The sequence below is a fragment of the Luteolibacter sp. genome (genome assembly GCF_039920825.1).
In the GTDB taxonomy this organism is placed as follows: domain Bacteria; phylum Verrucomicrobiota; class Verrucomicrobiia; order Verrucomicrobiales; family Akkermansiaceae; genus Luteolibacter.
Map to the genome: position 1 here is coordinate 1 of NZ_JBDSCX010000086.1, position 25,724 is coordinate 25,724.

Below are 25,724 nucleotides of genomic sequence, written 5' to 3' on the forward strand. Positions count from 1 at the left end.
CCGATTTCGTGTTCCTCGCCACTCCATCCTTGATTCAGAACCCATGCTCTCCTATCAATCTCCCGCATCCCAGCACCATAGCTTAGTTTAGCCCATCAGTGGCCGGACTTCTGGGGCCAGCTCAGAAGCCGCGACAGCAATATCGCGGCTTTTTTTATTTCAGCCCGGGAGCCTTCCGGAATCCAAGGGACGTTAGGATTCCGCGCCTCCTTGAACGGCCGGTGGATGGATATGCCGGGGGCGATTCATCGAGTTTCCACCCCACGGATTCCGTTGGGACCTCGAAAGCACCGCACCGGCCGAGCCGCACCTAATGGCGAAATTCCGAACCTACCGCCGCTTCCAAAGTGAGCCTGCGCTCCGGAAGTTCATTCTGGCAGCAACGGGTGCGGGAGGTTTTGACACCGGCCGGAACTCGGCTGCGGAAATTTCGCTTGAAGGGGAGTCAAAGTGGCGTGCAATTGGTTGCAATGATTGCCCGGTGCCTGCTGATGTTCACATGGATCCTCTCCTTTCTTCCGTGTGAGGGCGCGCCAATGATCTCGGAGTTTTCCGCCAGCAACGACAACGGCATCAAGGATGAGGATGGCAGCCGTGAGGATTGGATCGAAATCCGCAACCCGGATGCGACCGCCATCAATCTGGAAAACTGGTATCTCAGCGACCTTGCCACCAACAAGATGAAGTGGCGGTTTCCTGCGGTGACCATCCCCGCGAATGGCCATCTGGTGGTTTTCGCCTCCAGCAAGAACCGCGTGGTCGCCGGCTCGACCTTGCACACCAATTTCGCACTTTCGGCGGGCGGCGAGTATCTCGGGCTGACGCAGCCCGACGGCGTCACCACGGTCAGCGAGTATGCGCCGTCCTTTCCCGCTCAATTTTCCGACATTTCCTACGGCGTCCCGCGGGTGACGACGGTGACCACTGTGTTGCCCCAGAATTCGTCGGTAAAATGGACGGTGCCCACCTCGTCGTCGAACCCCGGAGCCGCCTGGATGACCACCGGATTTTCCGATGCCTCCTGGCATCAGGCGACCCAGGGGATCGGTTATTCCACCAGCAGCACCAGCGCTTTCCTGTCGGAAATCGGGACCGGCGGAAACACCCAGAGCGCGATCTATCAAAATACCCAGACCCAGAGTTGCTACGTGAGGATCCCGTTCACCGCTCCTGCAGGAGTGGTCTCGCTCAAGCTGCGGGTGAAATATGACGACGGGTTCGCGGGATGGATCAACGGCCAGCCCATCGTATCGGCGGGTAATGTTCTGACGCGCAACGCACCCGCCACACTGGCTTGGAACAGCATCGCCACCCAGACCCACAGCAACACCCTGGCGGTCGTCTACGAGGAGTTTGATATTTCGGGCAACGTTCCAAATCTGTTGGCGGGAAGCAACCTGATCGCCTTCCAGGTCATGAATCAAAGCTCCACCAGTTCCGACCTGTTATTCCGCGTCGAGGTGGTGGCGACCACCGAGAGCAATCCGGCGGGCGTCGCGCCGGGATATTTCGCCACGCCCACACCCGGTGTGGTCAACGGCGGCCCCGAAACTCTCGTGATTCCGAGGAAGGTCACATTTTCAAAACTCCAAGGAACCTTTGGTACGAACTTCTCATTGACCTTGGCCGGTGCGACGGGCCCGGAGGAAATCCGCTACACGCTCGACGGCAGCGCGCCCACCGCGTCGTCGACGCTCTACACGGCACCATTTTCCATCACAGGCACCCAGTTGGTCCGCGCACGACTGAGGGATACCGTTAGTGGGAAACTAGGCCTGTTGTCCTCCGCTCATTTTGAAAAACTGGAGACGAACCTCACGAACTACAAGGGAAGCGGCCAGCCGTTCCGCTCCGCCCTGCCAATCATCGTGCTCGACAACCTAGGATACTCTGGAGAGTTCCCCAACGACGGGGTGAAACGCATCATGCGCCTCCATGTCTTTGACCGCGATGAGTCGGGATATGCCACCATCACCGACGCTCCCTCTCTCTGCACCATCGCCAATGGCGCCATCCGCGGTTCCAGTTCGTCCGGCTTTGCGAAAAAGCCCTACAGCGTCGAGTTTGCCAACGAGGAAGGCAGCAGCGTCGACGCCACAATCCTCGGCATGACCGGCGAGGATTTCGCCCTGATCTCGTGTTATGACTACGACCGTGCGTTCATGCGCAACGCGTGGATCAATGAGGTTGCCCGCCAATCCGGCTACTGGGCCGCGCGCACGCGGCTGGTCGAGGTCTTTTTCAATCAGAACAATAACAATCTCTCTTACGACACCGTGACAGCCGCCGACTACCGCGGGGTCTATCTGCTTGCCGAGACCATCCGAAGCGACAGCGACCGGGTCGATATCACCAAGATAGAACCCTCCGACACCACCCAGCCGGCGGTGAGCGGCGGTTATATCCTGAAAGTGGACCGCTCGGATCCCGACGAGTTTGTCTGGCTCACCAACCGTGATCTGCCGACCGGTGACAGCGCGGGACTCGTCATCCACCGGCCGAAGCTCGCTGATCTCGTGCCCGCGCAAACAGCCTACATCAAAAATTATTTCCAGCAGTTCGAGGACGCGCTCTACACCGAGCAAGCCGCCGGATTTTCCACACGGAACTATCAGAAATATATCAATTCGCGATCATGGGCGGATGACAACCTGTTCAACATGTTTCCTAAGAATGTGGATGCCCTCCGCTTGAGCTGTTTCTATCAAAAAGACCGCGGCCGTCCGATCGAGGGTGGGACCGTCTGGGATTTCGACCGCTCCGCCGACAATGACGCGCTCGACAACCGCGATGCCAGTCCGACGGAATGGAATGGCACTGGTGACGCCACCACGTATTTCACCTACGATTGGTGGGGCAAGCTGTTTCTGGATCCCGAGTTCCGCCAGCTCTATGTCGACCGTTGGCAGACCCTGCGCCGCGGTCCGCTATCGCAGGCGAACATCAATGCCATCCTAACAAGTTATTACAACGAGTTCCGAAGTGACGCCGATAGTGCCGACAATCCCGCCAAGCGCGACTACGCGAAGTGGTACAGCGGGGCGGGCACGCTGGCTGGCTACACCGATAGACTGAAAAATTGGCTAACAGCGCGCGGAACCTGGATCGATTCCCAGTTCACCGTTCCGACCACCCATTCCCTCGCGGCCGGTCCGGTGACGGCCGGGACGCAGGTTTCCATTACGGTCCCGCCGCTTGCCACGGTCTATTACACCCTCAATGGCAGCGACCCGCGCGCGGTCAACGGCGGTGTCGCTGCGGGAGCGGTCGCTTACAACGGGGCCGTCGCGCTTCAAAACACCACGTTGCTGACCTCACGCGCGTTTCGTTCCGGCTCGTTCGCGATTCCGGTAACGAACTGGAGCGGTCCGCTTCAGTCACTTTACACCATCAATGAACCGTATGCCTCTCCCGGCAACCTGCTGGTGACCGCCATCCACTTCAATCCGGCGGCGCCGACGGCCGGCGAGAAGAGCGCCCTACCCGAGGTGGACGCGTCCGATTTCTCCTGGATCGAGATCCGCAACATCTCCGCCGGACCGATCAATCTGGATGGCATGTCATTGGTGAAATCGCGGCCGGTATCGGCGGTCACGCTGTTGCCGCGCACGCTGGCTCCTGGCGAGAAAGCCTTGCTGGTGAAAAACCGCGCCGCCTTCGTGCTGCGTTATGGCAGCGGAGCCGCGGCCAAAATCGCCGCGGAATGGCCCGGCGACAAACACCTCGGTCTGTTCATCGCGGACATGCGCTTGCTCGCCCGCGACGGTACGACGCGCATCGCCAATTTTACCTATCAGACGAGTTGGATCGGAGCCGCCGCAACGGCTGGCAACGCGATGGAATACACGTCCAAGCTCACCACCACCGCCGCCTATCAGACCGCGGGCAACTGGCGGGCCAGTACTGCCCTGGGTGGCAGCCCGGGCGAAATCGCGCCCGAAGGCTACGCCGCGTGGCTGCTCGAGGAGTTTGGCGGAGTAACCGCCAACACCGGCCCGCTCGACGATTTCGACCGGGATGGACTCGCGAACCTGATCGAGTATTTGTTAGGAAGTGATCCCAAGGCCTTCACTCCCGATCCCGGAACCTTTGTGAAATTGGGGGAAAGCGGGCTTGCCCTGGATTACACCTGCCGAAATGACCGCACGGACGCCACCCTCTCGGTCTGGCAATCCAACGGCCTCGATCTGTGGATACCTGCGGTGAGTGACACGCTCGTCTCCACCGAAGGCGATCTTCAGCACCGCCGCGCTCTTTTCCCGGCAGGCGGAAAAGGTTTCCTCCGCTTCAAGGCCGTCGCTCCCTGAGGACTTGGACCGATTCAGAAGTGATTGCCGAAACTCGCTCAGGCATGTGCCAACGAAAGGCTGTCCGGAGTTCACGGTTTACCGTGCTCTTCATGAAGACAAGCTGAAGCTTGAACTCCGGACAGTGGAAAGAAAACCTTTGCCGGGAACAAGTTTCGGTCATTCATTTTGTAAACGGGCTAATCCAGAAATTTTCCAGGATTCAGAATTCCGTTAGGATCGAGGGCGTTTTTGATCGTGCGGTGGGTGGCGAAGGACACCTCGCCGAGTGCCTCGTGGATCCAGGGTTTCTTGGCGAGACCGACGCCGTGCTCGCCAGTGATGGCTCCGTGATTTTCGAGGACCCAGGTGAATAACAGATCGAGCGCCGCATCGGCATGGGCGCGGATGGCGGGATCCTCGTAATTGCGGACCATGAGGTTGGTGTGGATGTTGCCGTCGCCCGCATGGCCGAAGCAGGCGATGGGGATGCCGGTGTCTTTTTCCAACTGCCGCGCGAAGGTAACCAGCTCGACGAGTTTGGAGCGGGGGACGACGATGTCCTCGTTGAGCTTGGTGAGTCCGGTGTCGCGCAGTGAAAAGGAAAACTCGCGGCGGAGTTTCCAGATGCGTTCGCACGACGCTTCGTCCGGAGCGCGCTCGATGAAAGTGGCTCCGAGGTCAGTTAGGAGCTGATGGAGTTCCTCGATCTCGGCGGCGGTGGCGGCCGGGCGGCCGTCCACTTCGACGATGAGATGGGCGTCGCCCGGTGGAAAGGTTTCCGCGCCGAGCTTTTTTCTCGCTGCTGCCAACGTGAAAGCGTCGGTGATTTCAAGAGCGGACGGAAGGTGGCCTGCGTTGAGGATGGCTTGCACGGCGGCGGCGGCCATTTCGAATTCGGGGAAAATCGCGGCGAGCATCGCACGGCTGGCGGGCTTCGGAATCAGGCGCAGGGTGGCTTCGGTGACGATGCCTAACATGCCCTCCGAGCCGGTGAAGATGCCGATCAGATCGAAGCCGGTTTTGTTTTTGTGGAGCCGTCCGCCGGTGCGGAGGATTTCCCCGCTGGCGAGCACGACTTCGAGGCCGAGCACGTAGCTACGGGTGACGCCGTATTTCAAACAGCGCGGACCGCCGGCATTGGTGGCGATGTTTCCGCCGATGGAGCAGTCCTTGAGCGAAGCCGGGTCCGGCGGGTATTCCCAACCCACGGCGTGGGCGGCGGCCTGCAGGTCGCCGGTGATGACGCCGGGCTGGACGATCGCCACGCCGTCTTCCGGATGGATGCCGAGGATCCGGTTCATCCGCAAGGTGGAAAGAACGATGCCACCATCGACCGGCACCGCGCCGCCGACGTAACCGAAGCCAGCACCACGGGTGGTGACCGGAATTTTTCGCTCGTTGGCGAACTTGAGAACGGCGGAAACGTCAGCCGTGGATTCGGCGAAAACCACGACGTCCGGCGAGTGGCTGGCGGACCATTTGTCACCGGAATGCGCCGCGAGGATCTCCGCGGCGGTGGTGACTTTTCCCCCGCCAATGAGGGAAATCAGGGGAGCGAGCCAGTCGGGCGAGGGGGCGTTCATCGGATGCCGGGCAGGTTCGGCAGCGGACCCGGCACCGTCAACTCAAGATCGGTCCTTTCAGGTCAGGATCGTGTTTTCCGCCGGCTCTTTCACATCATTGGGAAATCCACCGCACCTGTGAGCCTCTCATGACTCTATCGCGGCATCCACATCTCATCCACAGCGTCCTCCGGCGATACCGGAGCAGAGCCTGATTCCGTTCTGTTCCCTCCACGTGCCGAGGGTAATTCCACTGGACTTCGCCATTTGCCAAAACATTGTTACCTCATCTCCATGAAAAAATCCATTGCCGCGTCCGTCCTCATTGTTCTATCCGCCGGCCGCATGTCCGCCGCCGACGGCGAACTCTCCGGCGACTACGAAAAGCTTACCAAATCCTACCGGACCGCGCTGGAAGATCTCCAGAAACGAGCCGCCGTTGCCGCGGACAACACCACGGCGAAGAAAATCCAGAAGGACCTCACACAAATGGAGAGAGCTCCCTCCGATATCCCCGTTCCTGTCCCGGTAAAGGCAACCTCCAACGGAAAGCCGAACGCCAATTCGGCGTGGCAAGGAACCGTGACCATCAAGAAAGAAAGGGACCTCAACGATTACAGTGTCAAGGCGACCATCCTGGAGAGCGACGATTCGGGATTCACCCTTGATGCCAAGTTCCTGAACCGCGAATGGGTCTACAAGTTCAGGAAGGCTAACAACAAGCTTGAGCTTGCCAGTGCAGAAGCGAAATCAGGAGCCGGGATCGTGAAAGGCATCACGAAAATCTATGACAGCAAGATCGAGGTCATCACGGAAGCGGGAACGGATGTGATCAAGATCCATGCCGTGCGAAAGGACGGCAACGCCGTTATCGATGCGTCCTATGTCTTGAGACCCGAACCTTGAGAGAGCCATCCGCCGGGTGAATGACAGGCCTGACCGGCAGAGGGAAAAATTCTCAAAACGGGAGAAATGCCTGTGAGTCGAGACTCTTTAGATGGATTAGGGACCTTGAGGAACCGCTCCCAGAGAAACTGGAATCCTGACTAATTATGGGCGTATAATCCCCATGATGCCCTTACTCTGAAAAACATCTTCGATTATATTGTGCATCATCATGATCCATGCTGTCCCTCTACTGTCACCTTTGTCTCGCAATGCTTCGCACAAACTGTCAAAATTACTGCATCCATACTTAACGATGACGTCGGGGATGATAGACGGGCTTACGCTATCGAGACTGGGATCTATGGAGTGAGATAGGAATTCGAGCTGCCTTTGGGATGTAGCGGGATACCTATTTATGTAAGCAAGGACTGATTCTTTCGCCCAAATCGTGTAAAACTGTTGTTCAGTAATTTCGTGCACGACAAGACTATCAACAAATGAGCTCCCAGATATCGTGGCTTCGCGCTTCATTATTTGAAGCGCCCCCGCGAAATATTCAGCGTGGTCCTTAGCGCTCTTTTTATTCAGCGCGAAAGTGGCAGTGGTCAGAAGTTTGTTGAACATGTACTTCTATGATAGAGGTTGAAGTAGGGACATCAGTTGACCGGAGCCTCCCCGGAGCTCCTGGCGTATGGAATTACCGCCCTTGATAACTCCGCGTCCATGGTTGGTCTGTTTTCTTTTTCGGATCATGCACGCTCTCAGGTTGCGCCAATGTAGGATTACGAGCTTTTCTACCGCCGATGCGGCAAGTTCCGGTCACTTTCCAGTCACTTCGAAACGCTTCAGGCGTAGATGTTCTTGTAATACTCGTCCACCATGCGGTCGGCGTCGAAGAAGGGGACGACGTCGTTCATGGAGTTGAGGACGAGTTTGTTCCACTTGTCCGGAGTGTCGTAGTAGAGCGGGAGGATTTTCTCGTTCATCGCCGTGTAGAATCCTAACAAATCGTGGCGGTCGCGGTCCTCGTGGCTGAGCGACGGATCGGCGGGCGGGATGATGAAGGAGTTCTTGCCGTCCTTGGCGAATTCACAGACCCAGCCGTCGTAGGTGGAGAGGTTGACGGAGCCGTTCATGGCGGCGGTCATGCCGGAGGTGCCGGAGGCTTCGCGGGTGACGACGGGATTGTTGAGCCAGATGTCGGAGCCGTTTTTGAGGAACCGGGAAAGCTCGAGTTCGTAGCCGACGAGGACGGTGGCGTTCGGATAATCCTTGGTTAGGCGGATCAGGTGGTTGAACGTGTCGATGGCGGAGTAGTCGAACGGATAGGGCTTGCCGGCCCAGATGATCTGGATCGGGTATTTGTTGTTATGGACGAGCTCGCGGAAGAGCTTCATGTCGCGCGCGATGAGGTCGGGGCGTTTGTAACCGGCGAAACGGCGGGCCCAGACGAGGGTCAGGACATCGGGTTTGAAAAGCTTGCCGGTCTGGTCGGCGACGACGCGGAAGAGGCGTTCCTTGAGCTCGCGCTTGCGGTGTTTCAGCTCTTCGATGTCGCCGCGCTGACGGGCGTGTTCGAGTCCGTGGTCGGCCCAGTATTTCTTGTTCTGGGCGTTGGTGACGTGGGTGATCTTGCAGATGTTAGGGTAACCTTCCCACATGTGGCGGGAGACCTCGCCGTGGAGTTTCGAAACTCCGTTGGCGATGCGGGCGAGACGCAGGGCGGCGAGTGAGTGGTTGAATTCCTCGCCATCGATGCCGGTGATCTTTCTCACATCCTCCTCGGGGAGGCTGCCGAAGAACGAGAAGTCGTGAAGCAGCTTGAAGCCGTGTTTTTCATTTCCCGCTTCCTCGGGCGTGTGGGTGGTGAAGACGAGGCGCTTCTTCACCTCCTCCAAACTACGGTGTTTCTCGTAGATGTGGAAAGCGGCGGAAAGTCCGTGGGCTTCGTTGAGGTGCCAGACTTCGGGATCAATGCCGAGTTCGTCGAGCAGGCGCGCGCCACCGGCACCGAGAATGATGTATTGGGCGATGCGGCGGAGGTGGTCCTGGTCGTAGAGCCGGTGCGTGATCGCACGGGAGAGGCTGTCGTTTTCCTCGAGATCGGTGCTGAGGAAAAACATCGGCACCGTGTTGAAAATATCGCCCGGCAGGAACATCGCCTTCACCCATACCGGGTGGCCATGGACGGGGACGGTGAAACGGATGCCGGTGTCCTGAAGGAAGGCGTATTCCTTTTTGCGGAACTGGACGGCGAGTTCGCGATCCTCGCCGCGGGCTTGGTTGTAGTAGCCGTAAGTCCAGAGAATGCCGATGCCGCAGAGGTTCTGCTTCATGGCCGCGGCGGCGCGCATGTGGGAGCCGGCGAGGAAACCGAGGCCGCCGGAGTAGATCTTGAAACTCTGGTCGATGGCGAATTCGCAGGAGAAATAGACGGCGCTTTTCGCGTATTCGGGAGCGATTTCGTAGGTGTGGGCGAAAGGTTTGGGAAGAAAAGAAGATGCCATGAGGAGTCGGGTGGGTGATGGAAAGGGTTGTTTGGGAATGTCCGGTTGCGGGCGATGGTTATCGGCAAAAAGCCCGTTGCATGGATTTTCAGCGGGCGGGAAAGTGGGCGATCGGTCGGGAGTTGTCGAGTCCGGCGCAGGCAGCTCTGCGGATTTCATACCAAATCCGGGATATTTCCCGAATGAACTGAGGCCGGGAAATCCCGTTTATCGCGAGCCGATTTTCGCCCGGACTTCCTGTAGCGGGGTCTCGATCCAGCGCCACGACGCCATGGTCAGCGCCCAAGTGACCGCCGCGTAAACGGGAATCCGGATGATTTCGCCGTAGATATTGTCGAAGCAACCGAACCACAGGAACCAGAAAATTTTCCCCGCCACCAGCGGCGCGATGTTGTGAAACAAATAAATCCCGTAGGAAACCTGTCCGATCCGTTGCAACCGGCCGTTTTCGAGAAATCTTCCCAACGGCCCGCGAAATCCCACAAATCCCGCCGCGATGAATCCGCATAGCGCGATCGCCAGAAATGTTTGTTGCAGCGCGCGCAAGCCGTAGGTCGGCCAACCCAGCGCATGGGATCCGAAAATCACGACATAGCCGGCCAATCCCGCGACTGCCAATCCGCGCAGGACCGGGCTCTCCAATGACACCCCCCGGTGGACCGCCAGTGCCAGCAGCCCGCCGATTCCGAAGTAGTCGAAGGTGAACCACGTCAGCGTTTGTGGCCACGCGAACCACGGCAGGAACAGGTCATGATAATGCCGCGAAATCGGACCGATCGCTGAGAAAATCAGAATGGCGGGCAGCAGACATTTTCTCGGCAGGAACCAGATGACGAACGGCCAGATCAGGTAAAACTGCTGCTGGATCGCCAGCGACCAGAAGTGGTTCGTCCCGCCCGGCCAATCACCGAGCTTTGCGATGTGGAAATTCGAGAGATGGAAAAAATACCAAGGAAACCCCTGCCACGAGTCGGCGGCACGTCCCATCCATGCATCCGGTGCCTGGATGAGCAACGCAAGAGCAAGCGCGGCATAATACGGAGCGAGGATCCGCAGCCCGCGCCGGATCTGATAGGACTTCAGTCCTTCCCATTTCCACGGCCCGCCGCGAGCCTCCTTGCGGTCGCGTTCCCGCAGCAGCGAACCGGTGATCAGGTAGCCGGTCAGCACGAGGAAAAAGAACAGGAAGACCTCGAAGGGGAATATCCGCGGCCAGGTCGGCGGGCACCAGTGATCCCAGGAAATCGCGATCATCGCAACCGCCCGTAAACCATCCAGTTGCGTCGCACGGCCACTCACTCGATGTTTGAAACCATGATCCGGGGCTCCATGCACGCGCTTTCCTGCGAAAACGGCACTTTGCCGGCAAAAACGGCGGATCGGTTTACCTACCGAACACCACTAGATTGCCGGTCGAAGTGAGGATGGCGAATCCGCCGGTGCCGCGGGGACAGAGATCGACAGGAACTCCGGCATCCGCCGGAATGAAGAGTGTCGCACAGGGGTTCACCCGGTCTTTTGGCGAATAGATGACCCCGCCGCCCGGATAAGCGATGACTATCGAGCCATCCGGCAGGTAGCACGAAACCGGAGGTTTCGACGCGGATGGATTGGAGTAAAGGTTCACGGTTTCCAGATTCTTTCCGGCCTTGGGAATTTCTATCAGGAGCACGTCCGTCGAAAGCGAGATCAGCGCTTCTTGCGACGAAGCGACGGGTGAAAGCTGCAAGCTTGCCGGGCTTTCGCCGAGATTCATCGTCACTAACCGCCCTCCGGGATCGCGCCATGCGACAAATCCCTCCGCTGCCAGGCACAGGTCTCCGCCGCAACCGGCGATCCGCCAGTTCAGCCCGGCGACCTCGGGAGGAGCCAGGTCGATAGGAAGAGTGCGGCGCAGCACCGCAGCTTCGGAATAAATACTCACGCTGAGCGACGAGGTGTTGGTGAATTGAAGCAGAGCGAAATCGCCGTCGTCACCGTGGCGGCAGGCTGCCAGCACATTGCGGAGGGTGCCAATGGCATCGTCGTCCGGAGTCCGGATACGGTCGATGGCGCGGTAGTGGAGGCGCTTGAAGGCGGTGAAGTGAAACAAGCGGCTGGTTCCTCGGGCGGAGGTGACAGCCAGGTGCCGGACCTCGCTTTTGCCTGGATCGTCAGGCGTGCGCAAGGCGGAGGAATGGCAACCATTGTCCCGCAACTGGGCGACGCCGAGCATGTCCTGCCCATATCCGGCGATCGAGACTCCTTTCGGCAGAGTGGCCACGGAATCCCAGCGCATTTGGCTCGAAAGCGGGATCACTTGCTCCGGCTTCAACGCTCCCTGAGGCGGGCCGGTCACCGGAATTTTCGGCGGGTTCTTGCGAATCGAGAATCGTTTGGCATCGCGCGACAGAAGCAGATCGTCGGCATCGAGTTTGGGTAGAAAACCGAGCAACGTGGAACTGTCGCCCCGACCCGATGACAACACTTGGCCGATCCGGCGGTAAGCCTCGTTTTCCAACGCCGTGGACAGTGCCGGTTCTTCCCAGCGAGTGGCTTCCTGATGGCCGAGATTCAACTTCGCGATCAGCGGAAATGATCCGGACTCGCTATCAAACATTCTCGCTAACAGGGCGATGGCTTCCTTCATCGCCTCGTCCTCGCGATAGATGGTGAACATCGCCGCCAGCGCGAGTTCAGGCCGGTTTCCTGATTGCCAGGTGGATTCCAGCAGCGCGAGCGCCGCCGGTCGATCTCCAAGCTTTTTGGCAAGAATCCTCGCCTGCTCGATTGGGTCGCGCAGCGCATCGATTTCGGCCTGCCAAAGCTCGCGGGCCTGTGCGTCATTGCCCAAACGGGCGTGGAGATCGCCGGCTTTTTCAAACTGTTTGGCCTCGGCGTAAATCCCCGCGGCCTGAAGCAGCAATCCGGCGTCTTCGAGACAGCGCCCGGCGGCGGCCCGGTTGTTGAGCTTGTGCAGATAGATCGACACCGCATCGCGATGCCGCCCGCAATCGGCGAGGGTCTTGGCGGCGCTGTTCCAATCGCCTAGCAGGTTGCCGTAAATGTAGGCGGCTCGATCATGACGGCCGAGGGCGATCTCCCGCTTGGCCGCTTCGCGATACTGGCGTTCCAACTTGAGGCGGGCTTCGTTGGCGAGATCCCAACCGTTGATCGCCCCTCCGCCGTGGCCTTGGGAAAAACGCGTGCCGCGCTCGCCGAGTTTCCACGATGGCGCGGCAATCCCGCGCGATTGCTCGATGCCGGCCAGCGGCAACGCATAGCGCAACCCCGCGTCCGGATCCTTTTCCATCAGTTCCATCAACCGGTCGATCTCGCGGCTGCGGCTATCCACGAGATGTTGCCAGTTTTTCTCGGCCCACTCTCTCAGGCGGTCGAGCGAGCCGTTGGCCGGGCGTTGTGTGCCGCCGCCGATGAAATTCACGGCCTTCCCGATTCCTCCGAGAACCCAGCCGGCTCCGAGCAAGGTCCCTCCTGCCAATCCCATTCCCAGCAGGGCGGCATTGCCTAACATTCCTTCGCCATCCTTGATCGGTTTGCCGGATTGGTCGCTGATTTCCTGACCCGCGTCTGCTAACATCTCGCCCGGATCGGGTGGTTCGGCGATCAGGATTGCCTTGAGTGACGGTGCGAATCTTGCAACGGGGATCGCCAGGTTCCACCGACAGCTCCGCTCCGGGGGCATTGCCAGCAACTTCGCCGGTGACAGTTCGTCCTTCGGATCGAAGCCTATCAGCCCGATCGACGGATGGAAAAAGTGGATCTGATACGGGAAAAAGAACTCCCGCTCATTGGCCAGGAGTCCTGCTGACAAGGCGGCATCGAGTGGCGCGTGGACGCCCGGCATCAGCTCGGCCAACGGCAACACCCGAGGCCGGAATCGCGGCACTCCCTGGCGCGGTATCAGCAGGATTCCCACTGCGCGCGGATCCGCGGCGGAAGCCGACACCGGATAGATCGCCACCGCACAGCCTTGCGTCCGGCAATGGGCGATTTCCCTCAGCCACTCGGCCGGATCGGACGACGCCAGCCAGCCCGCCGACACGAGTGGTGCCGGGCGCGTGACGCGGATCAGTGCAAGTGGCTGATTCATGGCGAGGCAGGTTGTTCGTTTAGAAAATGACGAAGAAGCCACAGCTGACGGTCGTCCGGTTTTCCCGCATCGGGCAATCGCAGGCGCGGCTCCATCGAGCAAAGTCCCCAGTCCGCGTGCCAGGCGCTGGTGGCAACGGTTGAAAGCAGGATACTCCACGACGACTCGGGTTTCGCCGGTTGACGGAGGTGCAGCATACCCCGGGGATCGTGCCAGACCTCGATCCAAAGGCTCAGGCGCGCGACCTCTAACCGAATATCCGGGGCTGGTGAAAAATCGCTCTTCTCAAACGAGGCGAAGGGGATCTTTGATAGTATCGGTGCTTCATTCCACTCCACGTCGACCGGGTTGAATTCGTAAAATTTCTCTCCACATCTCACCGCCAGCAAGCCCGAAACAATCGCTACACCATCCGGCACGATGAAATGCGGCCAGGACGCTTCGCCGAATGGCCAACCCTTGAGCGGCAGGCCCGGCTCAGTTCCCGGGTCAATCAGCCGGATTTGCTCGCCATCGAAATCGATTACCCGATTACCCGACCAAGTTTTCACGGACAAGACCGCCACCCGTTTTCCCGAGCCAAGTGACAACGCCTCCACGCTGTCCGAATACGCGAGCAACACCGCGCCTCCGCTCACCGTGGCAAGCCGGGGAAAAGCATGTTGTGACGCTGCAATCGTGATTTCCAACAGACGATCCTGCTCGACCCGGAACACCCGGACCACATCGCCGGGCTTGCGGCCGGACGCGATGATGATGACTTCACGTTGTTCGTTGAACCCCATCCAATGCTGCCTGCCAGGAACCTTGGCCACCAATTCCTGTCCGCCCCAACCCGTCCGCGGCCACTGCATCAGCCGACGGCCGCTCGATACTCCGATGACCGGCGAATCCGGCAAATCATTTTCTGATAGAATTGCCGAGCCCTGCGGGATTTCCGGGAAAAGGAAAGGCAGCCGGTCGAGTGTGTAGATGTATAACAGCGCGTGCAACGGGTCCGGTTTGGCACGAAGGGGTGGCGCTATGGGTTGTTTCGGTGACTCCGGCGGCTTCGGAAAAATTTCATCAAGATCGACTTCTCCCCGGAACAACGTGCGGTTGCCGCCGGGCGACCACATTTGGACTTCGACTTCGCCGGTCCGACCCAATGCGATCACGCGGAACTGCCCGGCCTTGCCATGAATCCAGGTCGCTATTTCTCCCAGTAATCTCCGGGTGCTGGCGTCGCCGAGGTGGGCTTCCGCGGTGATGAAGGTAACGTCGGGCACGGCGTCGTCGTCCGCAGCCAGCGAGGCATCGTGCCAAGCGGTGAGAAACGCATCAGGCCCCGGGGCGGGGATGAGTTCTTCCAGTGCGGAATAGACCCCCGCCGGAGTTGCTAGATCGAGCGACGCGAAGCCGCCGATCAATGCCGCCACGCAATCGAAGGTTTCGCCGGTACGGCTCAACGCGGGGTGATGCCGCAGTCCGAGCGCCACACCGAGGGCGAACACCCGCCCGGTTCCCCACAGCCGCAAGCCTCGATCCAGCAGGATGGTGTGACCCACCACGAGATGCTGCGGCGGGATTTCCCGGCGGAAATAGAGCGCCTCGTTGTGGACCAGGCGCGCGGCGAGCACGAGATCGTCCCAAGCCAACTCGCCGGGCAGCAGCCGGTCCACCGTGCCGCGGTTGGTGATGTCCGAGATTCCGCCCACCGGCAGGTCGTGCGGGGTGCCGAAGCTGCCGGGTAGATTCATCATCGCGATGGTCCGCTTCGCAACGGCCGCAGCCGCCCCGCATTCGCCGCCGGTGATTGCCAGTCGGTCGAGTAAGAGCAACGGGTCGTCGGCCGGCGTTTCCGGAAATGATGTTGGCAGAATTGTGGAGTTTTCCAGCCCAGTACGGAGACGGGCTTCCAGACTGCCAGCGTCGTGGCGGGCGAGCCCGATCCGCAAGGCCCGCAGATCGCGGAGAAAGCGCGCCTTCGCGTTCATTTGAGGCGACGACCCTAGCAGACCGCGCGGACCGTGAATCGAAAGTTCCGCCAGGATCTTGTCCGATTCCTCCCTCGGCAAACTGTGTGGTCCGCCTTCGAATAGCGCGGAAACGAGAAGGCATTTTGCCGGGAAAGACGCCCTCAGATCCTTGGGCAGATCGTTCACGCTTTTCAGCCCTCGGACGATGAGGTCCTTGATTTCCGGGGAAATGGAGTCGCTGTTAGCCACGTCGAGAATCGACATGACCTTTTCGTGAAACGGAATGCACAATCCCAGCCACTCGTCCCGGCACGCCGCCAGCAGGAGCAACACAGCCCCCAATGGAGGCAGTCCGCTGTCATCGCCGAGAAATTTCAACACCCCGTGCAACTCCTGCCACATCGCCAGCGTCGAGCCATCATACCACTCGACGGCATCGTACTCAGGACTCCAGACCCAGAACGATCCGGGTGGCGGCGAGGCGTAGTTGATGGTGCGGTGGGAAAGCATGGTTAGGAGATGGCCGGGCTTCCGTGGCGTGTGGTTCTAACTGCCGCGCGGGTGGCGGGCACCAGATTCTCCTCATCGAGCTCCTCGTGGCTGCCGTCCGGATGGAGGATTGCCATCCGGTTGCGCCCGAGACCGAGCAATTCCTCGATCAGCTCGGGCCACGCGTGCTCCGGCAGGCGGTAGCCGCAGGGAAGCCACAACCTGCCGAGTCGGTGAAATCCCGCGCCGGGAACCGCCGGCAACGGCAGCCCCGCGACAAACGTGCGTCCATCCTCGCAGCAGGCGAAGCGCAGGCACTCCAAGCGCGGCGAGAAGGCCGTTTCCACCCACGCGGCGAAGATTTCACCGGTGCAAAGCAAAGCGTCCGCCGGATGATCCGCGTCGTCGGTTTCCAAATGAAAGGTGATTGCGGGCGGCGGCATTCCGGGCGTGCTTCGTAGCGGCTGCGTTACAGTTAGATAAGAGGCGGACGGCTGCCAGCCACTTGCAGGCAACACGGCTTCCGGCACGCGACGGCCGTCCCGGACCAGCGAGCCGGCGGCAGTGGACGTCCAACGGCCCAGCAGCGGGAGCTTCCGGAAAATTTCCTCATCTTCCGCCGGGACCCGCAGCCAGAACTCATGTGGCCCGGCGGGGCACAGCGACCAATCTGCCAGGCCGCGGCATCCGGCGAGCGCGGCGAGGTCCGTTGCTGCGATCAGGCCGACCCGATGTTCCGTTGCGCTCACTGGCTAACAGGTGCTGCGATTTTCCCCCACAGCGCGTCCACCCGGTTGGACAACGATTCCTTCGCGACACCAGCGGGAATCCAATCGAGCCGGCTGGCTAACAGTCGTAACTCGTCCGCCGCCGCCGTATCTGTGGGATTGCCAGCGAGACGCGCTTCCACGTCGTCGAGCCCGCGTGCCAAAACGTCGGGATCGGGCGACCGTGCCGCACGGGATTGCGGGTGGTCCGCCGGATCATCGTCCGCCGTGGCCAACGCGGCGGCAACGATCGATTCGATGACTTCGATCTGCTCCTCGCGGTCCCACACGTGGCGCAGAATCCATAGATCCGAGACTCGGCCTTCCAGCCTCCCGCAAAGCAGCGCACTCGCTGCGATGACCCGCTGCAACCGCACGGCGCGGCGGTCGGAAATGTCCATCCCGGCATGGCGCAGCTTGATCACCAGATCGAGATAGGACCCGCGCACCGGCGCGAGATCGACGCCGCGCACGGCTTTTTGAAACTCGCGAAGATCGCTTGCGGTGATCGACGCTACCTGAAGAATGCCTTCTTTTTCCAAATTCCAACCGGCTGATAGGACGCTGCCAAGCTGGCTCTCCGGCACCGGTCCGCAGCGCACGCGCAGCAGAAAGCGATCGAACAAAGCGCGCAGACCGTCATCTTCCGGCAGATGGTTGCTGGCCCCGGCAAAAAACAACGCCGGAATCGCCCGCGTTTCGCGACCGCGGCGGAAGATGCGTTCGTTCAAGGCCATCAGCAGGCTGTTGAGGATTGCGCTGTTGGCATTGAGCAGTTCGTCGAGGAAAACGATATCCGCCTCGGGCAGCATGCCTTCCGTGTTTGTCACCAAATCACCTTCACGCAGCCGCCGGATGTCGAAGGGACCGAAAAGCTCGTTAGGCTCGGTGAAGCGCGATAATAGATAATCGAAAGTATGGCCGTGGATGCGTCCGGCGAGCGAATGTACCAGCGCGCTTTTGGCGGTCCCCGGAGGTCCGAAGAGGAAAAGATTTTCTCTGGCGGCGAGGCTCACGCCCATCAGGTCGATGATTTCGTCCTTGCCGACATAGGCGTTTTTCAGCGGCTGCAGAACCTCGGAGTCCAAGCGGCGGGCGAGATCGGTGATGACGTCGTGGTTCATGATTCAAGTGAGGATGAGAGTAATCCGCGGCCGAGAGTGGCGGAGTAGGCACCGAGTTTCGAGCGCACAAATGTGCCGATTTCCGGAACGGCGAGGCTGGCATGATCGGCCCGCTCCAACGCGCGCTCCGCGAAAAACTGGCGCAGCCCCGCATGTCGCAGCACCACGCTGTCAGCAGAAACAGCCACGTTCATTCCCAAACAAGAGAGGGGGAATTCCACAGCCAGTCCGTGCATTACTTTCACCAGCGGATCGTCCTCCGAACGAGCGCGTGCCATGCGATAGAGGTGCGGCCAGTGGCGCAGGCAGAGATCTGCCGAAAAATGAGCCGCCGGGTTCGAGCTGTCCGGCATCGGGTCGCCCTGCAGCAGTTCGTGAATCTCCTTTTCACCAATTTCGCGGAAGGAAACGAGGCAGGCGGCCCGGAAGAGAAGAACGGAGCCCCAGATGGCGGCTTCTCCATGAAACCCGAGCGCCGGGCCTGCCAGATCCATCACCGCTTCCGCGTGCCAGCTTTCCAGCATTCGTCCGATCGTTAGGGCTTCTCGGGACTCCTTTCCCGCTGTTCTCAGGGCAGCAGCCAGATCGTGATCCGGCTGCGCAATCTCGGCGCGGCCGCAGTCATGGAGTGTTTGGAGAAAGCGCGGCAGCACACAGGTTAGAGGTGGCAACAAATTGTCAGCAGGGCTAGTCCATGCCAAGGCGTAAATCCCCGGCTGAGAAATCGACATTGAAAAGCCGGGACTGCCGGGTAAGGATTCGCGTTGTGAAAATTTCAGATATGGTCTTCACCGGGTTCAATCGCCGCGTCGCCGCGCTTCATCGCCTAACAGGCCAGATTGTCTGGCAATGGAAGGCGCCGAAAGGATCGAGTTATGTGAGCCTGCTTCTCGAGCAGGATCTGTTGGTGGTGTCGGTCGATGGTTACATGTATGGCCTCGATCCGCTCACGGGCGGACAGCTTTGGTACAATTCGATGGACGGCTTCGGAAGCGGAGTGACCTCGCTGGTTTCGGTCAATGGAGCCGCCTCCAATTCCGTAAGCATCGCCGCGGCGCAAATTGCCGCGAGGCAGGCTGCGGAATCGTCAGCCCATAACACGGCCGGCCATTGACGGCGCTTAGTTCGCCCGGGCTCTGAGGAATTTCACCGCGTCATCCCGGACGATGCGGTAGGTGGTCCGCACGTAGCCGGTCAGTGTGGGATGCGGGACTTCGGCAATCTGGGTCGGCGTGATGACCGACCAGTGGGTGAGATCGGCGGAGGATTCCAGGATGTAAACGAGCGACGGATCGTTCGAGCGGCGGGTGATCGTCCAATCCTGATTTCCGGAGGCGGCCATGATCGATTGGGCGGGCGCGCCGTCCGCAAGGCGGGGGTTGCCGCCGAAGATATATTCCGCGCGGTTGGTCCTGCCGTCTCCGTCGGGATCTCCGGTCGGATTGGCGGCGGTGGACCAGAGGTCGTTGGCAGCCGACCAAATGTCGTAAGGCGCGGTGAAGGTGGCGGGATCGGCGGCGGCGAAACCGGGTGATCCGAGATCGGCGACGACCTGGGTCGATGAAACCGCGGCGTATTTCCCGATCTGGCTGTAGCCCCCGGGAACGGCCAAGCCGTTGAGGAACCAGGCGCGGGATCTGCCACTGACATGCTCGGGGTAATCCGAGCGGGCGGTCTGGGTGCCGTTGGGCAGATAGACAACGACCGAATCACCATCGCCCAATGAGCGCAGGGAGGACTGGTTGAAATTCGCCCGGGTGAGGATTTTCACGCTAACAGGAAGATTCCAGACGGAGCGGAAGACCGCGGCTTCGTCGTCATCGTCTTCGTCGAGGATGATGGCGCTTTCCCCGGCGTTGAGGGTGAAGGGCGGGAAAATGATCTGGCCGGGGAGATTGCGATTGTCGTCCCATGAGAAACCGTCGAGGTCGAGCGAGGCGCTGCCGGTGTTGGTGATTTCCCACCAATCGCCATTGATCATGCTGTTGGTGTGGGCGCTGTTGGAAAGAATTTCAGTGACGGCCAGGTGCGCGGCGGGCGCGGCCGGATCCGCGGCGACCGTGGTTTGGGCGACGAGTCCGCCGGTGGCGTTTTCCAATCGTAGGTTTTCGCCATACTGCGAGAGGTGGCCGCTGTAGGGGCCGACCACGAGGCGGTTTTCGTTTTTCTTGGGGGAAACCGTGCGGTTGCGGAACGCGACGACGTTCGGCGAGATATAGATGGACCCTGCGGCGGGGATGACCGTGCCGCCTTTGAATTTAAACGGACCGCCCGAGCTGCGGAGAGTCCAGTCGCTGATGTCGATGGCGGCGGTACCGGGGTTGTTGAGCTGGATGTATTCCTGGTCCTGATTGCCTGTCGGGTGGGCGAGAACGGCGCCGAACGTGACGACCGGTGAGGCGATCTGCGCGTCTGGGATGCCGGCCTTGTTGTTGTTTCCGGTGCCGAGGGTTTTGGAGAGGTTGTTGATCGAGTGGGTGGTGTAGAAATGGGTGCGGCGCGGCGCGAGGAAGGAGGTCTTGAGCGTGGCCAGTCCCTGCGCGGGTGAGATGTTAGGGCCGAGGCCGTAGGCTCCGGAATTGGGCGGCCAACCCCAGCGGGTGCGGTCGATGTCCGCATCCGGCCCGATCAGCGCGCCTATGGTGTTGAAATTGGTTTCCAAGGACGAGGTGGCTGCGGTGGTGGACAGGTAGCGGTCGGTGAGCGTTCGGATGCGGCGCAGAAGCATTTCACGGGTGACCGGATTCTGGATGATGGCGTCGTAGAGACGGTTCCATTGGCCGATGTTGCCGGTGTTGGAAAGACAGGTGGACGAGCCGTAGAGCGGGTGGCTTTTGTTCGCGTCGTCGGTAGCATGGATCACGGTATTGGCAGACGAGCCTCCGTAGAAAAGCTGGCCGAAAGACAGGTTGAGGTCGAAGGGGATGGGGCGCCATTCGCCGGTGCCGTCGCTGTCCCGATAGATGACCATGTTCGCCCAGACATCGTCGGCTTCCTGTGCCAGACGGGCGACTGCCAGATAGTTGATGGTGGCGGGAAGATTGAGGTTGTCGAAAACATAGAGCGATTTCGTAGCGGCGGTGGCACCTGAGTAGATTCCGGCTTTGAAAGCGGTGTAGTCGGCGTTGGTTTCCCACTTTCGGGTTTTTTTCTCGCCACCCGCATTGGTGTCGAGCTGGCCGACCTGTTTGTAAAGCGCCCCCCGAGGATCAAGTCCCATGGTTTCTATCAACTCGCTGTCCGCCGAGTAGGAGTGGAACGCGAGCTGCCAGTTCACGCCGTTCATGAGCATGCGGACCGGGAAATGGAGGGTGCCCGCGTTGCCGGAGTCACGGTGCATCCAGAGCTGCTGGTTCTGCCGGAGGTAGCTCGGATCGTTGTACTCCGAGTTCATGTTCAGCTCGCGCTGGGCGGGGTGGTCGGGCGACCATTCGAAGTCTCGCCCCGGATTGAAATCGATGCGGTGGGAGCGCTTGAAGAGATTAAGGGAAGTGGTTCCCTTGATCCGGATCAGGACGTTGTCATAGAGTTTTCCATATCCAAAAACAGCGCCGCGCCCGCCGCCGGTGCTGTCGATACCGCTCTGGGAGGTGTTCACTGGAAATGTGTAGCCGGAAACGAATACCTGATAGACAGGGAGCGCCTGTCCGGCGGTGTTTCCACCGATGACCGTGCCCTCGTAAACCGGCAACGGCAGGGAACCTGTGGAATTAATCGGCCAGCGGGAGGTCACGGATTTGCTGACCAGCGAAGCCCTCCAGCGGACCATTTGCCCGGCGGTCGCTCCGGATGGGATCACAGCACCCCACAGGAGGTCTCCGGCGGCTCCGTCTCCATGCAGGCCGTCGTCGGCGAAATTCATCGGGATATCCGATCCATACATGACCCTGTAGTAGAGGACTGGCGGGGTGGTGAGCACGGCTTCCGGCGAGGTGCGGATGGTGACGGTGATGGGGTTGCCAGCCAGCGGGGCGGCAGGAGACCAGTTCATCGAGGAGATCGCCGCACCGGAATATGCCGTGCTTTGCGCGGCTGCGGGAGTGGGAGAGAGATATCGCCAGCCAGCCCTGCCGTCGGAGGGTTTCCCCGTAGCCAGCAGGCCGAATGAGACATTTCCCTCCTGATTCGGATAGCCGTCGAAGACATGGACGAGATTTCCAGATGGGTCCGACAGGGCGAGATAGCCGCCGTCGTCGGCGAGTTTGAAATCTGTATGCAAGGTGCCGGCGGCGACGGTGCGGTTTTTTCCCGAGGCGAAAACCAGCTTTCTAGCACCCGGGCTGAGAATGAGGGAGGGCAATACCCAGCGGCGGGGCTTCGAGGGATCATCGGTCAGGGCCCAGCCGGCGAGATTGACCGAGGCGGTGCCGGGATTGACCAGTTCGATCCAGTCCGGCGTATCGTGGTCCTCGTCCTCCTGGCCGCCGGCGTTTTTTGTCAGGAACTCGGCGATCATCAACTGTCCGGCAGGCAGGACGGGGACGAACAGGCAGGACCACCCCGCAGGTTGTGCGGGGACTCCGTTGAGCCCGGTGATGCCGTGGCCCGCGGCCCAGGTGAAATTCACGTCGCCTTGCGGAGGAGCGGTGAAGGTGAAGTGATAGTTCTTGGAATCGATGGCGTTCACGGCCGTGGCCGGCACTCCGTTGACGAGAAGGTCGGGTGCATCCACGCCGCTAACAGGAAATGAAAACGTGACGTCGGCTGCCACCAGCGCGGTCACGCTCTGGCCGGGCAGGGGAGCCGTGGTGGTGATCTGCGGATAGGAAATCGACTCGACGCCGGACTGGAAAACCGAGGTCATTTCAGCGCCGGTCAGCACGTGGTTGAACAATGCGACTTCATCGATGGCACCGGTGAAATTGTGGACCGCACCGTCCATGCGCGTGCCGATGTTGAGTCCGGCGGCGGCGTTGTTGGCGATGCTGCTGCCGAGGGTGTCGATGCCGGTGGTGGTCGCGGCCTGTATGCCGTCGATGTAGATTTTCACCCCGGCAGCGGTGCTGGAGCCATCGTAAGTGAAGGCGACGTGGTGCCACTGGTTGTTGAGGACGGGGGTGGTCGCGTTGACCTGGATGGCGATGGCCGGATAGTCGTTGATGAGCCAAACCGTCACGCTGTTCGCATTGCCGCCGTTTTCGATGGTGCCGACATGGAGTTCCCATCCTTGGAATTCCTCCGACTGGACCATGTCACCGATGATCGTGCTGTCCTGCGTCCCTCCCTTGATCCAAGCCGTGGCGGAAAATGTCTGGTGGCGCTCGAAATTGATACCGGTCCCGGCGTTCAGCCAAGTTCCGCCGAAAATCGCCGCAGCGGTGCTGTTCGGAGCTGCGACGGACGAGGTGTAGGCGGGTGCGCCGGTCCAAACCGCCGGAAAATCCGCCACTTGGTCGGCTGGGGATGAGTCCAGTTTCCAGTGAGCGAGAAGCCCGGCCCGCGCGGTCGCGCACAGCAGACAGGAAATCAAAATCAGACGGGAAAGGGTCATGGAAGCAGCTGGGTTTCTCGTAATCGTTCACGCTTCGGATCATATGGCAAAGGGGAAACGGAATTTCTTGCGGAATTGTCAGGCCGGATCGGGAAATCGCCAAAAAGTAATTTTCCCGGGCGGCGGTCCCGGTGGACTTCAACGCATCACCTTGACTGCGGCCTCGTTTTCAATGAGTTTCCCGACCCAGCCCGCCATTTCATGAAACCCATTTTTCTCATTTTCGCCCTGTGTTCCGTAGTCGCCCATGCGCAGCTCGTGATCACCGAAGTCATGGCGTCCAGCTCCCACCCTTCCCAATCCTCTCCCACCCCGGATGCGAATGGCGACTGGTGGGAACTGACCAACATCGGCTCCATCACGGTGAATTTGAGCGGATATACCTGGGATGACATTCCCACTCCGGCGAATCCGACCGTCAGCACGTTTCCGTCGGGCGTCAGCATCCTGCCCGGTGAATCGATCGTCATTCTGGAAGAGCCGGTGGAGAATGTTTCCACTTGGAGGGCGGCATGGGGGCTGACTTCCGCGACCAACGTGATCAACCGCACTCAGGTCTCGAACACTGGTGGCGAGGGGTTTTCCGGACTCGGTGTGAGCGGTGACGAGGTGAATTTGTATAACGTCGCGGGAACGCTGGTCGCTCACGTCGAGTTCGGCCCCAGCATTGTCGGCAGGTCGCAGGCGTTTCTCCGCGACGGCACGCCGATCCACGCCTTGCACAGCGTGGCCGGTCAGCAGGGGGCGGTCGCTTCCAATCTGAGCCCGTCCGATACCGGTTCGCCCGGAGATGCGGGGATCCATTTCACCAGCACCCCGGTGGCTAACGGGAAGTCCACCTACAGCTACCCGATCACCGCCGTAAAATCCGGTGCGGCAGCGCCGACGATCACAGCGACGGGATTGCCGTCATTCCTCACCCTCACGGCAGGAGCCGCTGGCACCGCCACTCTCGCCAACAACCGCCCGCTGACGATCGAAGACACCGGCGACTATCTCGTGCAGCTCACCGCGACCAGCGGTACCAGCACCATCCAACAATATGTGCTGACCATTTTGAATCCTCTGCCCTCGGTCATTCTCAACGAATACAACGCCGTGGCGGCTTCGAATTTCCTCAACGGCGGAACCGAACTGGCGGACGATGACGGCGGGCCGGCATCCGCCGACACTCATTTCGGCCGCGTCTTATGGAATGGCGGACAGTGGGTGGAGTTTGTCGTGGTGGGAGAAAGCGGATCGCCTGTGGACATGCGCGATTGGGAAGTGGAAATCGGAACCAACTCGGGCTCCGGCTTCACCGTGAGAAATACCGTGGTCTTCTCCAACAACACCGCCTGGCAGGCCGTCGCGCCCGGAACCATCCTGACAATGATCGACCGAACCACCGCTCAAGGTGGTTTGGACACGGGTTTCGCCTTGCGCGACCGCAGCGCCACCGTGGGCGACATCTGGACCAACGTCTGGATGGGAGATCCCACCTACATCACGTACACCAGTCTGGAAGTGAACGGCTACACCTCGGGGGCGGGCGTGGTCAGCGGCATTGTCATCGATAACAACGCCACGCAGTTCCGGGTGAGAAACAACTTGGGCCAAATCGTATTCGGCCCTGTCGGTGAGGGCGTGGCCCCGCGCAACGGCACCAGCAGCAAGGAAATTTTCGAACTGAAAGGACATCCCACGCCTGCGGTCTCACCGGTCGTCGCCGCCACCGCCTCCACTCGCGGCTATGACGATGGAGGATCCGAATCCACCTTTGGCTTCCCGAATAACTGGCCGGAGGGAGCCACTGTGGTCACCCAGGATTTCATCAATTTGACCGCGCCTGAAATCGTCGTGGAACAACAGCCCGCGGGCACCGACCTCGCCGACGGCAGCAACGTCAGTTTCGCCTCCCTGTACGTGGGAACCGACGTCAGTCTGACTTTCACCATCCGGAATTCCGGCACCGCCAATCTGACCGACCTCACCATCACCAAGGACGGGACCGACGCCGCTGATTTTACCATCACCGCCAACCCGACCGCTCCGTTGGCTGCGCCGGACGGAACCACGACCTTCACCGTGAAATTCGCTCCGACAGTGGCTGGCTCGAAGGTCGCCGCGATTCATATTGCGAGCAACGATGCGGACGAGGGCTCCTTCGACCTCAACCTTTTCGGCACAGCGCTCGTCAATCTGCCGGAAATCACCGTCAGCCAGCCTGCCGGCGTCAGCCTGAACGACGGCACCGCCAAGTTGAGCTTCGGCACGGTCGTAATCGGCAAAACCGGCACCGCCAAGAAATTCATCATCAAAAACAACGGCAAGGCCAATCTGACGGGTCTCGCGCTGACCAAGAACGGTCTCAACGCGGCGGATTTCGTGATCACCGCTCCGGCCGTGACCGTCCTTGCTCCCGGTAAGTCCACCTTTTTCAATGTGAGCTTCAAACCCACGGCGAAAGGCACCCGCAACGCCGCCATTCACCTCAAGAGCAACGATGCGAACGAAAACCCGTTCGACATCAAACTCACCGGTGCCGGAGCGGTGAAAAAATAGCCGGTGGTTGGG

General features: G+C 60.3%; 13 protein-coding genes. 4 read left to right on the forward strand and 9 right to left on the reverse strand.

Features of this window, described 5'->3' with window-relative positions; all coding sequences use genetic code 11:
- Nucleotides 1–536 precede the first annotated feature (536 nt).
- Nucleotides 537–4,307 (forward strand): CotH kinase family protein, encoded by a 3,771-nt coding sequence (locus tag ABIQ96_RS25030; protein ID WP_348217396.1) that lies wholly within the window; start codon nucleotides 537–539, stop codon nucleotides 4,305–4,307.
- A 179-nt stretch (nucleotides 4,308–4,486) separates the two neighbouring features.
- Here the strand turns inward: ABIQ96_RS25030 and ABIQ96_RS25035 are convergent, their stop codons facing one another.
- Complete coding sequence (locus ABIQ96_RS25035; protein WP_348217397.1) at nucleotides 4,487–5,872, reverse strand: FAD-linked oxidase C-terminal domain-containing protein; 1,386 nt, start codon at nucleotides 5,870–5,872, stop codon at nucleotides 4,487–4,489.
- A 273-nt stretch (nucleotides 5,873–6,145) separates the two neighbouring features.
- Here ABIQ96_RS25035 and ABIQ96_RS25040 point away from each other — a divergent pair, with 273 nt between their 5' ends.
- The gene (locus ABIQ96_RS25040; protein WP_348217398.1) at nucleotides 6,146–6,757 is read left to right on the forward strand and encodes a hypothetical protein; all 612 of its coding nucleotides are present in this window, start codon (nucleotides 6,146–6,148) and stop codon (nucleotides 6,755–6,757) included.
- Between the two features lie 827 nt (nucleotides 6,758–7,584).
- Here ABIQ96_RS25040 and glgP read toward each other — a convergent pair.
- The 7 genes from glgP to ABIQ96_RS25075 all read right to left on the reverse strand — a co-directional run bounded on the left by glgP (nucleotide 7,585) and on the right by ABIQ96_RS25075 (nucleotide 18,408).
- Nucleotides 7,585–9,246, reverse strand: coding sequence for an alpha-glucan family phosphorylase (glgP, locus tag ABIQ96_RS25045; protein ID WP_348217399.1), 1,662 nt, complete (start codon nucleotides 9,244–9,246; stop codon nucleotides 7,585–7,587).
- Nucleotides 9,247–9,453: 207 nt separating this feature from the next.
- Entirely contained in the window at nucleotides 9,454–10,581 is a 1,128-nt protein-coding gene (locus tag ABIQ96_RS25050) for an acyltransferase (protein WP_348217400.1), read from the reverse strand.
- Nucleotides 10,582–10,630: 49 nt separating this feature from the next.
- On the reverse strand, nucleotides 10,631–13,339 hold the full coding sequence (locus tag ABIQ96_RS25055) for a hypothetical protein (protein WP_348217401.1): 2,709 nt from the start codon (nucleotides 13,337–13,339) through the stop codon (nucleotides 10,631–10,633).
- Nucleotides 13,336–15,807, reverse strand: a complete 2,472-nt coding sequence (locus ABIQ96_RS25060; RefSeq protein WP_348217402.1) for a hypothetical protein — start codon at nucleotides 15,805–15,807, stop codon at nucleotides 13,336–13,338. The genes ABIQ96_RS25055 and ABIQ96_RS25060 overlap by 4 nt, the downstream gene beginning before the upstream one ends.
- A gap of 2 nt (nucleotides 15,808–15,809) precedes the next feature.
- A complete protein-coding gene (locus ABIQ96_RS25065) occupies nucleotides 15,810–16,535 on the reverse strand; it encodes a hypothetical protein (RefSeq protein ID WP_348217403.1) in 726 nt (241 codons plus the stop codon).
- A complete protein-coding gene (locus ABIQ96_RS25070) occupies nucleotides 16,532–17,677 on the reverse strand; it encodes an AAA family ATPase (RefSeq protein WP_348217404.1) in 1,146 nt (381 codons plus the stop codon). Before ABIQ96_RS25070 ends, ABIQ96_RS25065 begins: the two co-directional genes overlap by 4 nt.
- On the reverse strand, nucleotides 17,674–18,408 hold the full coding sequence (locus tag ABIQ96_RS25075; RefSeq protein WP_348217405.1) for a hypothetical protein: 735 nt from the start codon (nucleotides 18,406–18,408) through the stop codon (nucleotides 17,674–17,676). Before ABIQ96_RS25075 ends, ABIQ96_RS25070 begins: the two co-directional genes overlap by 4 nt.
- A gap of 35 nt (nucleotides 18,409–18,443) precedes the next feature.
- On the opposite strand from ABIQ96_RS25075, the gene ABIQ96_RS25080 reads away from it, so the two are divergent.
- Entirely contained in the window at nucleotides 18,444–18,791 is a 348-nt protein-coding gene (locus tag ABIQ96_RS25080) for a PQQ-binding-like beta-propeller repeat protein (protein WP_348217406.1), read from the forward strand.
- Between the two features lie 6 nt (nucleotides 18,792–18,797).
- On the opposite strand, the gene ABIQ96_RS25085 is transcribed toward ABIQ96_RS25080, so the two are convergent.
- Nucleotides 18,798–23,168 (reverse strand): lamin tail domain-containing protein, encoded by a 4,371-nt coding sequence (locus tag ABIQ96_RS25085; protein WP_348217407.1) that lies wholly within the window; start codon nucleotides 23,166–23,168, stop codon nucleotides 18,798–18,800.
- Between the two features lie 201 nt (nucleotides 23,169–23,369).
- Here ABIQ96_RS25085 and ABIQ96_RS25090 point away from each other — a divergent pair, with 201 nt between their 5' ends.
- Entirely contained in the window at nucleotides 23,370–25,712 is a 2,343-nt protein-coding gene (locus ABIQ96_RS25090; protein ID WP_348217408.1) for a choice-of-anchor D domain-containing protein, read from the forward strand.
- Nucleotides 25,713–25,724 lie beyond the last annotated feature (12 nt).